The sequence below is a fragment of the Lachnospira multipara ATCC 19207 genome (assembly GCF_000424105.1).
GTDB lineage: Bacteria > Bacillota > Clostridia > Lachnospirales > Lachnospiraceae > Lachnospira > Lachnospira multipara.
Genome location: NZ_AUJG01000011.1, coordinates 32,378 through 45,072, shown reverse-complemented (window position 1 = coordinate 45,072; position 12,695 = coordinate 32,378). Strand labels below are relative to the sequence as shown.

12 protein-coding genes are annotated in these 12,695 nt (G+C 36.5%); all 12 read right to left on the bottom strand.

What is annotated here, in order from left to right; translation table 11 throughout:
- Positions 1-89: 89 nt before the first annotated feature.
- The 12 genes from G600_RS0109110 to queD all read right to left on the bottom strand — a co-directional run bounded on the left by G600_RS0109110 (position 90) and on the right by queD (position 12,629).
- Positions 90-431 carry a PadR family transcriptional regulator gene (locus tag G600_RS0109110; protein ID WP_027431664.1) on the bottom strand — a complete coding sequence of 114 codons (342 nt, stop codon included), beginning with the start codon at positions 429-431 and terminating at the stop codon, positions 90-92.
- 14 nt (positions 432-445) lie between these two features.
- Positions 446-1,309, bottom strand: a complete 864-nt coding sequence (locus G600_RS15105) for an NUDIX hydrolase (RefSeq protein WP_051195454.1) — start codon at positions 1,307-1,309, stop codon at positions 446-448.
- Positions 1,310-1,392: 83 nt separating this feature from the next.
- A complete protein-coding gene (gene cls / locus G600_RS0109095; RefSeq protein ID WP_034246093.1) occupies positions 1,393-2,952 on the bottom strand; it encodes a cardiolipin synthase in 1,560 nt (519 codons plus the stop codon).
- Between the two features lie 119 nt (positions 2,953-3,071).
- Entirely contained in the window at positions 3,072-4,910 is a 1,839-nt protein-coding gene (locus tag G600_RS0109090) for an ABC transporter ATP-binding protein (protein WP_242826374.1), read from the bottom strand.
- The gene (locus tag G600_RS0109085) at positions 4,900-6,675 is read right to left on the bottom strand and encodes an ABC transporter ATP-binding protein (RefSeq protein WP_027431661.1); all 1,776 of its coding nucleotides are present in this window, start codon (positions 6,673-6,675) and stop codon (positions 4,900-4,902) included. Before G600_RS0109085 ends, G600_RS0109090 begins: the two co-directional genes overlap by 11 nt.
- Before the next feature lie 255 nt (positions 6,676-6,930).
- A complete protein-coding gene (locus G600_RS0109080; protein ID WP_027431660.1) occupies positions 6,931-7,434 on the bottom strand; it encodes an NUDIX hydrolase in 504 nt (167 codons plus the stop codon).
- A gap of 119 nt (positions 7,435-7,553) precedes the next feature.
- Positions 7,554-8,702, bottom strand: a complete 1,149-nt coding sequence (locus G600_RS0109075; RefSeq protein ID WP_027431659.1) for a pseudouridine-5'-phosphate glycosidase — start codon at positions 8,700-8,702, stop codon at positions 7,554-7,556.
- A gap of 30 nt (positions 8,703-8,732) precedes the next feature.
- A complete protein-coding gene (locus G600_RS15100) occupies positions 8,733-10,034 on the bottom strand; it encodes a diguanylate cyclase domain-containing protein (RefSeq protein WP_051195453.1) in 1,302 nt (433 codons plus the stop codon).
- Positions 10,035-10,122: 88 nt separating this feature from the next.
- Positions 10,123-10,623: a preQ(1) synthase gene (queF, locus tag G600_RS0109065; protein WP_027431658.1), complete on the bottom strand. Its 501-nt coding sequence runs from the start codon at positions 10,621-10,623 to the stop codon at positions 10,123-10,125.
- A gap of 29 nt (positions 10,624-10,652) precedes the next feature.
- Positions 10,653-11,363, bottom strand: coding sequence for a 7-cyano-7-deazaguanine synthase QueC (gene queC / locus G600_RS0109060; protein ID WP_034246089.1), 711 nt, complete (start codon positions 11,361-11,363; stop codon positions 10,653-10,655).
- Between the two features lie 151 nt (positions 11,364-11,514).
- Complete coding sequence (gene queE / locus G600_RS0109050) at positions 11,515-12,198, bottom strand: putative 7-carboxy-7-deazaguanine synthase QueE (protein WP_027431655.1); 684 nt, start codon at positions 12,196-12,198, stop codon at positions 11,515-11,517.
- Positions 12,199-12,221: 23 nt separating this feature from the next.
- Positions 12,222-12,629: a 6-carboxytetrahydropterin synthase QueD gene (gene queD / locus G600_RS0109045; RefSeq protein ID WP_027431654.1), complete on the bottom strand. Its 408-nt coding sequence runs from the start codon at positions 12,627-12,629 to the stop codon at positions 12,222-12,224.
- Positions 12,630-12,695 lie beyond the last annotated feature (66 nt).

Here is a 12,695-nt window from a genome sequence, read left to right as displayed (position 1 = left end):
ATCCAATCTTAAAAACAAAAAAATAGGAGGAAACTCCTGTAATTAAGGCGTTTCCTCACTTATCTTAGTTTTTGATAATTTTTATCAATTTAAAATTGTAGAATATTATTGACATTCGTATAAAATTCAGTCCACAAATTCTTTAGTTCATCTAGAACTACTAAACCTGGCATTGTTATTGAATAATACTTTCTACTAATTTCCCTTTCCTTTGGCTGTGTCCACTTTGCTACCACAAGACCTTCGTCTTCAAGTCTATATAGTATTGGATATAAAGTACCTTCCTTTACGCTAAACATTCCGTTACTACGCTCTTTCATCTCTGTAAGAAGTTCATAACCATATTTCTCTTTTTCGCTTAGTAATTGAAGCACAAGTATTTCAAAAACACCCTTCTTTAACTGTCTCTCATACTTCTTGTTAACTGCCATCTCTACCTCTAATTCTAAATATATTCATGAACCTTTTCATTAATTAGTTCTTTAAATCTGCCATATCTTTTCTGTTCTGATGGTACAAATCTTTCTGATTCCACCATCTCAATAAATTCTTCATAAGGTATAAACTTATAGTCCATAGTTTCTCCAAGTTGAAGTTTAATCTTGGTTTCTGATTCAATCAAATTAATGTAACTATGGTAAATCACATGCTTTCTTGCATCTGAAAATTCATATAGAGGAATTAAGTCTTCTGGCGCTACTTTAATGCCAGTTTCCTCTAAAAGTTCACGAGCTGCTCCCTGTCTTGCAGTTTCACCCTTAAGGATTGAACCTCCCGTAACTTCCCATTTAAGGGGATAAGTCTTATTACGAGAACGCTGGGTAACTAAGATCTTACCTTCGTCCTTCGTAATCGTGTAAACCATTACTACTACATGATAAACTCCCTCTGGTAGTGATTTCGCCTGACTTCTTTTAACATCAAGGCCAAGTCTGTGTTCATCACAATCGTAGCCATCCCAGATTTCATCATCAATAACCTCTACAAAACCATCGTAATACTGCTCGCTAAAATATATCATTTCTTCAAGCTGCTGTCTTGTATAATGGATATTCTCTGGAACTACGAGCCAAACTGAGTTTGCATCATCCTTTCTTCTTGCCACTGCGGTCAAAACTCCTGTAAATTCATCAAGTGGTACATCCACGCCTAATACATAGGCCTCCTGTCTAGAAAATTCACCATTTTGCCCTATCTCACAATCTCTTTCTACGTACCCGCAATTAATAGGGTACACTATCGAGGGGTTGTCTTCGTCTGTACTGCCCAAGGGATGATCAATCTTAACAGTAACTGTTTCTTCTCTCATAATACCTCATTTCATATAACTTTTTAATTGCGCCAAAGGCGTCTCATGTGTTAAATATACACCAATATATTCCCAATCGCAACTTAGAACAATGGAGAAATTAATCTAATTAAACACTGCCAAAGTGTTAAGTGCTGATGCTTATAGTCAGAGTACTTCTCAGTTACATCCACTGATTTTTCAAATATTTCCTCAAAGTTTTCTCTAACACTTATTGCTGTATCTTTATCGTAAATAAGAGTACCATTTTCAAAATGATGATAAAGACTTCTAAAATCCATGTTAATTGTATTAACTGCTGAAATCTCATCATCGCATGCCCACTGCTTAGCATGCATAAAACCTGGTGTATATTCATAAATTCTAACCCCGTGCTTTACAAGGCCAGGATAATATGAACGTGTCATTGAATAGGTAAGCTTCTTATCTGGTATTCCTGGAGTTACAATTCTTACATCTACCCCGCGTCTTGCTGCAAGTGTAAGTTCTCTTCTCATCTCATCAGTTATTAAAAGATAAGGTGTAGTGATATAGACATAGTCCTTGGCATTCTTAATGATATTAAGATATACATTTTCGCCAACCCTATCTTCTCCAAGAGGACTATCTGCATAAGGGCTAACATAAGCCTTACTATCTCTTGTTAAATATTCCACTGGAGAATAGTCTATATCAATATACTTGCTAATATCTTCATCCGTCTTTTTAATAGAATTCCACATAGACAGGAAAATAATTGTGTAATTATGCACAGCCCTTCCAACTACCTTGATTCCAGTATCATACCATTCCCCATATGGGTGAGTAATATTAAAATATTCATCAGCAAGATTATAACCACCAGTCACTGCATAAAGGCCGTCAACTACTGTAATCTTTCTATGATCTCGATTATTCATAAACATATTAAAGACTGCACTTACCGGATTAAAGACACGACAATCTATGCCCTTTTCTCGCATCTCTTTAATAAAGTCCTTATTTAAGAAAAATATACTACCAACATCATCATAAAAAAGACGAACTTCGACTCCTGCTGCCGCTTTTCTTATAAGTACATCCTTAATTCTGCCAAAGCTTGTGGCGTCTTCTATTGCGTGGTATTCCATAAAAATAAACTTCTTTGCAAGCTCTAGTGTAGATATCAAGCTTTCAAGCCCATCTTCAGAACATCCATGATATTCAACTGCTGTCTTATTATGTACTGGAAAAGCCATGTGATTATAAAGGTACTTAAATTCATTTGAAATAGCTTTATCCTTTTGTTCAAGTTCCTTTGCCACTGCTTCATCTTGAACCATAAAAGGATCAATTTCCTCTACCATATTTTCAAATCTAATTCTAGCTTTCTTAGTAATTACGGATCTTCCATATAGAAAATAAAGTGGAACACCCATAACAGGTAAGCTTAATATAACTATTATCCAAGGTGAACGCATTGAGGCATTACTTGTCTTTACATGCATCTTAAGCACAATAAAAATCGCTATAATTGTAAAAACTAAATTGATACTTGCCGCATAATTAAATACCATTAGTACTAAAGTCTCTGTCCAAACGATCTGTAAAACAAACATAAGGGCAGCCATAATCAGACGTCCAGCACTATTCTTTGCGGAAGTTTTCTTTTCTGTACGCATCATTACTCAGTATTCCTTTTATTTAAATTCAATAACTTATCACATCAAAAAATTACATCAATATTATTATATACCATATTCTAAAAACTGCCTATAATCACAATCTTAATATATTATTAAATCTAAATTTCCTGACCTGCAAACTGAGTCATATAAAGCTCGTAATAACGTCCCTTTGCCTTAAGTAATTCCTTATGATTGCCTATTTCTACTATTTTTCCCTGATCCATAACCACAATTTTATCAGCATCCTGAATAGTTGATAGTCTATGAGCAATAATAAGGCTAGTTCTATCCTTCATAAGATTAACCATGGCATCCTGAATTCTCTTCTCTGTTCTTGTATCTACAGAAGAAGTAGCCTCATCTAATATAAGAATCTTTGGCTTTGCAAGGAAAGCTCTAGCAATACTTAGGAGCTGTCTTTGTCCTTGGGAAATGTTTTGTCCTTCCTTAGCTAATCTAAAGTCGTATTTATTCTTAAAATGATTTATCATGTTCTTACAATGACTATGTTTTGCAGCCTCTTCCACCTCTAAATCTGTAGCCTCTAAATTAGAGTACTTAAGATTATTCTTAACAGTATCTGCAAAAAGCACTGTATCCTGTAGAACAATTGCTGTATTCTTTCTTAGATTATTACAGTCAATGTCCTTTATATTCACACCATCAATTAAAATCTCGCCACTATCTATATCGTAAAAACGCATTAATAGATTTACAACAGTTGTCTTTCCACTACCTGTAGAACCAACTAGTGCCACCTTTTCCCCTGCCTTGACTTCTAAGTTAAAGTCATATAAAACCTGCTTTTCTGGCACATAAGAAAAGTTTACATTTTTAAAGCTAATGAGTCCCTTTGAAGAATCCATAAGCTTAGTTCCTGACTTATCCTCCTTTGGCTCATCCATTATGGCAAAGACACGTTCAGCGCCGGCAATGGCTGTCTGAATCTGGCCATAAATGTTTGCAAGCTCATCAATAGGTCTACCAAACTGCTTAGCATAGACAATAAAGGCAGAGATTACGCCAACGGAAATCACCCCATTTATGGCAAAATATCCACCAAAGGCCGCAATAATTACAAAACCAATGTTATTAATGACATTCATAATAGGTCCCATAGAACTTCCTAAAACCTCTGCCACAATACCAACTCTTGTAAGATTATTTGATGTATTGGCAAATTCCTTTAAAACCTCTTCCTGTCTATTATAGGCTGTTACTGTCTTGTAGCCTGTAATCATCTCTTCAACAGTACCATTTAAACTACCAAGTAAGACCTGTCTTTTCATGTAAAACTTTCTCATGGCCTTTGATAAATACTTAGTGGCAAGCAAAGTAAGAATTACTGTGATTATGGAAAATGCAGCAAGCTTCGGACATAAGTAGATCATCATAAGGGCTGTGCCTATAATTGTAAGGATACCGGAAAATAGTGATGATAAACTCTGGGAAATAGTTGTAGATACATTTTCCACATCATTAGTCATTCTACTCATAATGTCACCGTGAGAGTGGGCATCTAAGTACTTTATAGGTAGGTTAACGATGCAATCAAACAAATCCTCTCGTAGTCTCTTTACAATCCTTTGGCTAAGCATGGCGCTAAGTCTAGTTTGTACAAAACTAAAGAGGCTATAAATTCCATAGGTAATTAGCATAACAACAAGGATTGGTCCTACTGCCTTGTAGTTTCCATCTGTAATACTATCAATGGCATTACTTTGAAGCTTTGGGGCATAGACACTAGCAATTACAACGATTAATACCGCAAGTAAAAGTAAAGCCACAGTATTTAACTCTTTTTTAAAGTAATTTACTAGTCTTTTTAGGGTAACTCCTGCGTTTTGAGCCTTCTCAACCACTGCTCCTCTATTTCTAGGGCCCTTGCCGCCCATCATATTATTGTAATTTTTCATATCTGCCTGTTTTGAAAGGTTTGATGTATTATTCTGCAATCTGGCCACCCCCTAACTGTGAATTATAGATATCCTGATAAATTGGACTTATCTTTAGCAATTCTTCGTGACTTCCCACAGCTGATAACTTGCCCTCATCTATAATTACGATTCTATCTGCATCCTTAACAGATGCAATTCTTTGAGCCACAATAATCTTAGTAGTGTTAGGATATTCTTCCTTTAAGTCCTTGTATAGATTAGCCTCTGTCTTTAAATCAAGAGCTGAGCTAGCATCATCAAATATAAGGATATCCGCCCCCTTAATTACAGCTCTAGCAATAGCTAGTCTTTGCTTCTGGCCACCAGAAAGACTTGTACCCCCTTGAGTTACTACTGTGCCAATTCCTTCTGGCTTATTCTCTATAAACTCTAGGGCCTGTGCCATCTTAGCAGCATGCATAACTCTGTCATAGTCTGCGTCTTTCTTACCCCAATAAATATTTTCTCTTATAGTCTCACTAAAGATTTCGCTTTTTTGAAGGGCGATAGCAATCTTATCTCTTAAAGCCTTTAGCTTGTAGTCTCTAACATCCACGCCATCAATTAGCACCCTTCCTGAACTTACATCATAAAATCTAGGAATTAAATTTACCAAGCTAGACTTACCACAACCTGTCTCCCCAAGGATTCCAATGGTTTCTCCCGGCCTTATATGTAAACTAAAGTCCTTGATAATTAAATCCTCTTTTTGTGTAGGATAGGCAAAAGATACATTTTCAAAAATAATATCACCAGGCTTCTTATCCCTCTCTTCGTCTCTTGCACTTCCGTCGTCTCCCTTAAATCCTTCAAAATCTCCATCCTTAATTTCTGGAAGGCAATTTAGCACCTCCAAAATTCTCTTTCCAGATGTCATACCACGAGATGCATTTTGGAAAATCATGTTCATACGCATAACTGCATTAAGAACCTGTGATGCGTAAGTGATGGCCGCCATAACCTCCCCCGGTGTGACGCTACCATTCATAACATTAATCTGGCCCACCTTAATAATGGCAACCACTGAAAAGTTAAGAATCACGTTCATAATCGGAGTCATGTAAGAAAGAAGTAAGAGTACGTCAAGCTGGGTATTTACTAATTCATCGTTGGATTTTCCAAATCTCTTCTTTTCGTAATCCTCTCTAACATAAGCCTTTACAACTCTAGAGCCTGCTACATTTTCCTGCATAACGTTATTTAAGTTGTCTAGTTTCTTTTGAAGAATTGTGAACTTAGGATTGGCCTTGGCAATAAAATATATTACGCAAAGCAAGATTAGTGGTAGAGAAATTCCAATAACCACGCCAAAACTTAAGTTTAGACTGAGCATGCAAAAAAGGCCGCCAATAAAGAGAATAAAGGTTCTAACAAAACCTCGAAGGGCCATCTGCACGAAATTTTGCACCTGAGTTACATCATTAGTAACCCTTGTAATTAGAGAGCCTGTGGAGAATTCATCTGTCTGTGAAAATGAAAAGCTCATTATACGACTAAACAAATCCTTTCTAACATCATTACCGAAATTCTGACCTGCGATATTGGCAAAAATTCCGGACATAATGCCACAAACACCACCAATAAACACAAAGAAAATCATCATAAGGCCCAGTCTAATAACTAGTCCAAGGTCACCAACTCCGTTATTTGAAAGGCCAAGAACACCTTCATCTACAATTTTACTCATAAGTCTTGGCTGTAAGAGGTCCATGCTGGCCTCCCCAATCATAAATAGTGGGGCTAGAACTGCTGCCCACCAGTATTTTTTAATGTACTTAATCATATAAGCCTCCCCATATATTTCTGCCCATACGCAGAGTAGTTATATAAGCAGTAAAGCGGACATTCGGAATCCGCTTCGCTACTTCCTCATGAACGCAGTGGCACTTTGTGCCACCTGTCAGAAGGGGCTTTAACCCCTTCTGACACTAGTAAGCTTTATACCCCCGCTTAAAGCTTACGCTTTTGAAGCGGGGGATTGCTTACACTGCATTCAAAAAAGGACAGGCCATTAAAATAAATGACTTGTCCTTAAATTCTAATCTTCAAAAACTTTCTTTATACTTTCGTAATGTAAGAATTCGCCGCGATCAGCGATTTCCTTTATCTCATCTAAACTAGCAAATTTAAAACCTAGTGTCTCTTCTTCCTGTAACTTAACATCCTCGTCCTTAACATCCATCTCAAATCGATAGATATCAACGAAGTAGTTATCCTTCTCTTCAGGATTATCTCTTCTATAACTAAAAACGTAACCGCCCTTAGCATTAGTTACATCAATGCCTGTCTCTTCTTTAATTTCTCTTCTTACAGCATCGATGGAATCTTCACCAGCCATAGCAGCACCACCGGAAACTTCCCAATGCCCTGGAGCCCAAGCCTTTGTAAGTACTCTTCTTGTAATTAAAAATCTACCATCAGGTCTTTTAATTACGCCAAGTACTGTTAGGTGATAATCTCCCGGCTGCATGTTCCAATCGTTACGCTTCATGGTTCTGCCTGTTCTTTCTTTATTAACATTATAGATATCCCATAATTCCATTGTCATTTCCTCGCAAAATTCTTTCCATAAGTTTAGCATGCCTTCTTTCGAAAACATGCTATATTACTACATACATTTGAAATTATATCACACAAAAACACTTTATTTCAATGAATTGTTTAACTTATAGTTTTTTCAAACTCCTCTTTTAAACTAGCCTGACGCTCAGGGGAAAGATTATTAAAAATCATCTTGCAAGCATCATAGGTCTGAGCAAATCTCTTAACTGCAAAGAGCCATAAATAAAAATCCATAATCTTAGAGGAATTATTATTAGAGTTTGCAGTAAGAATAGGGTCTGCTACCTTCTTTATGTTATCAGATACATTTGCCTTAACCACATGTGGCGTGCCTTCTTTAAACATTGCAAAGGATATCCAAGCTGCAAGCTGAGCGTTACTATTGATGTTATGTAAAAATGAAGTCTTACTAGCACCGTTAGTTAACTCCCTTACTCGTCTAAACATGTAGTCATTAAAATCTGTGCCCTTAATATCTCTTTGTCTTGCCTCATTAAAAGCCTCTGTTATGGCCTTTTCAATGTCTTCTTCATTTATCTCATGACTTTTTGAAACTGGATTTAAAAGTAAGTAAGAAGAATCAATCTCTAAGGCGTTCTTAATATTGTAACTTACAGCAATAGCCTGAGGTGTCTCAAGTCTATAGCTAAGTCTTACATCTGAATTAGAGTAATAAAAGCTTGGTAAGTAATCAGTCTTAAAGCCAGCTACATAAATTTCCTTTTCCTCAAGCTTTGCCATAGTTTCCTTGATGTTATAACCGGGTCTAATGCCTGAACATACTAGTAGCACATTGCTTGCTGATAAAGACTCAATATCATAAGAGCTTTCAAAGCCTTCTAGCAATTCCTTATTAACACCTGCAATTGAAGAGGCTGAAACTACCTTTATGCCTACCTTTGAAGCTATGTAAATAACTGCAGATAAAAGCATATTGCCAGTTTCATTAGCAGCAAGTGCAATGGGTAAGTCTCGCTTACTAATTCGAGATATATTTTCCCTATTATGACCTAAAAAATCTATATCAGAATCCGATAAACCTACCTTTATTCTTCCATTCGCAACATACATAAGAGCTGGAACTACGCCATACTCCTTAATTGCGTTAATTAATGACTTAACCAATTCAACATTCTCTGGATATTGTAAGTTAAGAAAAATCGATGCCACTTCAAGGGCAACTATTGGAGTTTTTGATTTTATAGCTGTAGATATCTCATCTGATATATCTATATGTTTACATTCCATAACCGTATATCCACCTTATATATAATCTAGCTAAAATCCTGATACAACTTGATTTCTTCCTGTGGACTTAGCTGTATACAAGAGCTCGTCGGCTCTCTTAATGACTAAGTTGTTCTCGTCGTTTTCCTTACCTCTAGTAATCCCAAAGGACATAGTTACAGAAATCTCATAACCATTAACGTGAACAACCTCCGCTCTGATTCTATCAAGAATTCGATTTAGGTGCTTAATTGATGAGTCATAATCCATCCTATCAAACACGATTAGAAATTCTTCGCCACCCCAACGGGCAACAAAGCCTCTGCCCTGCATTCCTTTCTTTAAAATGTTGGCAACAGCCACTAAGACTGCATCTCCCGCATCGTGTCCATAGGTATCGTTAACTTTCTTGAAATAGTCGATATCCCCAATTGCTACATTGAACTCAGTTCCCTTTTCTCTAGCTCGGTTAATAATGCTTCTAAGCCTTGTATCACCGCGCCTTCTATTGTTAATCTGGGTTAAAGTATCGAGTTCAATCATAGCCCTAAGGGCTGTCTGCATTTTCACAACGGCCTTGGCCATACTTCCAAATTCATCATTTCTATTCAAAATATTAGGATCTAGACTGCCATCTAGTTTACCCTTAGATACCTTAGTAAATTGCTTCTCAAGTTTAGAAATCACAGAAACGAAATTTCCTGTGCTCTTATAACTAATAAAGCCAATCATAATTATTCCGATAGTTCCAATAATATAAACTGGAATCAGTTTTAGTAAAATGTAGGTGTTGACCTGATTGGCAAGCTTAACCACCTCTACCATTCCAGCAATAGAGCCATCTGAATTATAGAGAACTTTATAATATGCATAGTAATTGATTCCATTCAAAGTGACATTATTATAAAACTTTGACTTGCCTTTTTCTAGTACATCTTTTTTAACTTTACTGTGTGCAGCAATGCTTACAATACGCGCTCCGTCACTATATTTAAGAGTTGAGATTACTCTAAGGTCATTATAAAAAAATGTAATTCCCATGTTAGTTCCATCAACCAAGGAATCAATTAAATCGTAATTGTTATTAAGAAGAGTCTCACCCTTATAAATTGCGACCTCCTCTTCTCCCACCTTAGTGTAGTCTCCTGGATTCTCTCTATTCATCATGTTAATTGCAGTATTCGCAAAATCAATTAGGTTCTGCTTAATGTTATTATCAATAGCATTACGCATCATAGCATGAGAAACAAACACAATAATCACAAGCATAAAAACAGCTGGAATTGTTGCTGCTCTCATCATTTGGTTACGAATACTTTTAGGACTCTTTTTACTAGCTTTTTTAGCTTCCATAAATTACCCTCAACTATTTAACCCCTATTATATTGTTCCAAAATATCTAACTAAATAATAGCACATAAAGAGGGCAACCACAAGAAACTTATCTATTATCAACCTTCTCTGGATACATGTCGTGGTGAGTTAATCTGTCAAATGCAACCTCTTCCCACTTAGTACCCTTCTTACCGTAATTACAGTAAGGATCAATAGAAATTCCTCCTCTTGGAGTGAATTTTCCCCAAACCTCAATATACTTAGGATCCATAAGCTTAATTAAATCCTTCATAATGATGTTTACGCAATCTTCGTGGAAATCGCCATGGTTTCTAAAGCTAAATAAGTAAAGCTTAAGCGACTTACTCTCCACCATTAATTCTCCTGGTACGTAGGAAATATAGATTGTCGCAAAATCTGGCTGTCCCGTAATAGGGCAAAGTGATGTAAACTCTGGACAGTTGAACTTTACAAAATAGTCATTTCCTGGATGCTTATTAACAAATGTCTCTAAAACTTCTGGTGCGTAGTCTGACTTATACTTAACGCCAGCCTGACCTAATAATGTAACATTTTCTCTCTCTTCTGGTTTTCTTGTTGTACTCATATTATACCTCCGGCTAATTAGTCTATAAATTAATCTTCAAACTCGTATGTTAGGGCTGGATCTGGGGCTCCGTTAAGTCTGAAAGCTTCCGCTCTATCAATACATGTACCGCAAACGCCACATGGCTTATCCTTGCCTTCATAGCAACTCCATGTGTACTTATATGGAACGCCAAGTCTAAGGCCTTCCTTTACTACATCTGCCTTATGAGAATTAATAAATGGAGCAACAATCTTTAACTGCTTTCCACTTCCCTCATAAATTGCCTTATTCATAGCATCATTAAATACTGTTGAGCAATCTGGATAAGCACTACCTGCTGCATCATCTGCATGAGCACCATAGTAAATTACGCTACATTCCTTAGAAAGAGCAAAACTTGCTGCTGATGAAAGGAATAAACCATTTCTAAATGGAACGTAAGTTGAAACTGGCTTTCCATTTGTTTCCTTTAACTGCTCTGCATAACTTTCCTTTGGAATCTCTTCTTCAGAACCCTTTAAAAGGGAACAATTACTATATGTGAAAATCTTTGCTAAATCGAGAGTATAGAGCTCAACGCCGTAAAATTCACAGACCTTTTTAGCGCTCTTTACTTCTCTGTCATGCTTCTGTCCGTAGCTAATTGAAAGAGCTACAACATTTTCCTTACCATATTTATCCACTGCCATACCAAGACATGTTGTACTATCGATTCCACCACTACATAGTACTAATGCTTTTTCTTTTTTCTCTGCCATAATCTTAACCTTCCTTTTCTAATGTATTTTGTCGTAGTTAGCTTCGCTAACTGCTGCCGGGGGGGAACATCAGCCATTAGATTCGCTTCGCGAAGGGCTGACGCTTGGTCACAACTAGCTGCGCTAGTTATGACAGGGGGGACCTCACGCATTAAACTCCTTGCTTGTTTGGGTCCCAGATGATTTTGTGCATCTGTAACTGTAAAAAGACATCATTCATTTCATGCTCCTTCATAAAATCAACGATTTCCACTGGTTCAATCTGTCCAAACACAGGGCTTATAATACAATTTGCTTTTGAAGTTAAATCATATTTTGTTATGATTTCAAGTGTTCTTTCAAGGTCAGCTCTGCTGCCACTAACAAACTTTACTGAATCCTCCTTATGAAGATAGTTAAAGTTTTCTGTATTCATAGCTGCCTCACAACCTGAACTTGCAAGCTTATAATCAAGAGTCATAACCGGACGACGCTCCCAATCATCATATTTCTTAATTGGTTGACTTCCGTTTGTTTCAATTTCAAGTCTAATGTCATCTAACTCTAAAATAGCTGCAATAAGTTGGTCCACATCCTTCTTTAAAAGAGGTTCGCCACCTGTTAATGTCACATTTTTACAATTAGAATTCTTAACAATATCAACGATTTCTCTTATTGTCTTTTTCTCAAATTTAACATCTGCTTTATTAGCCCACTTAGTATCGCAATAGCTACAATCGAGGTTACATCCTGCAAGTCTAATAAAAAGTGCTAACTGACCCGCTCTTCTACCCTCGCCATTAATACTTATAAAATGTTCTACTAAAGGAAATTTTAACTCATAATTAATGTCCATTTTATTCAATTCCTTTTCTACTATTACTTTGTGTATGTTGCGTAGTTCTTTGGTGTCTCATACACCTTTATTTCTACGATAGGATAATTCTTCTTTTCTAACTCCTCAAAGAAAAACTTTGCAAAACCTTCAGCAGTTGGCATAAAATCCATAATGTTAATCTTAAAGCCCTCATCCATTAAAGCTTCAAGAGTTGCAGGCTTTAAACTATCCTTCTTCATTATTAAACTATGATCAAAATTATCGCAGATCTCCTTTAAGTCTCTCTTAATGTCAGTAAAATCAACTAACATGCCAAGCTCATCAAGCTCCTCGCCCTTAAGAGTTGCCTCAATACTCCATCTATGACCGTGAAGATTCTTACATTTACCTGGGTAACCGGCAAGAAAATGTGCCGCATCGAATTCAGCTTTTGTTGTCACACTATACATAATAATTTCTCCTTATAACACTACTAAAACACTAATTATCATGCACCATCAGACTAAAAATAAATA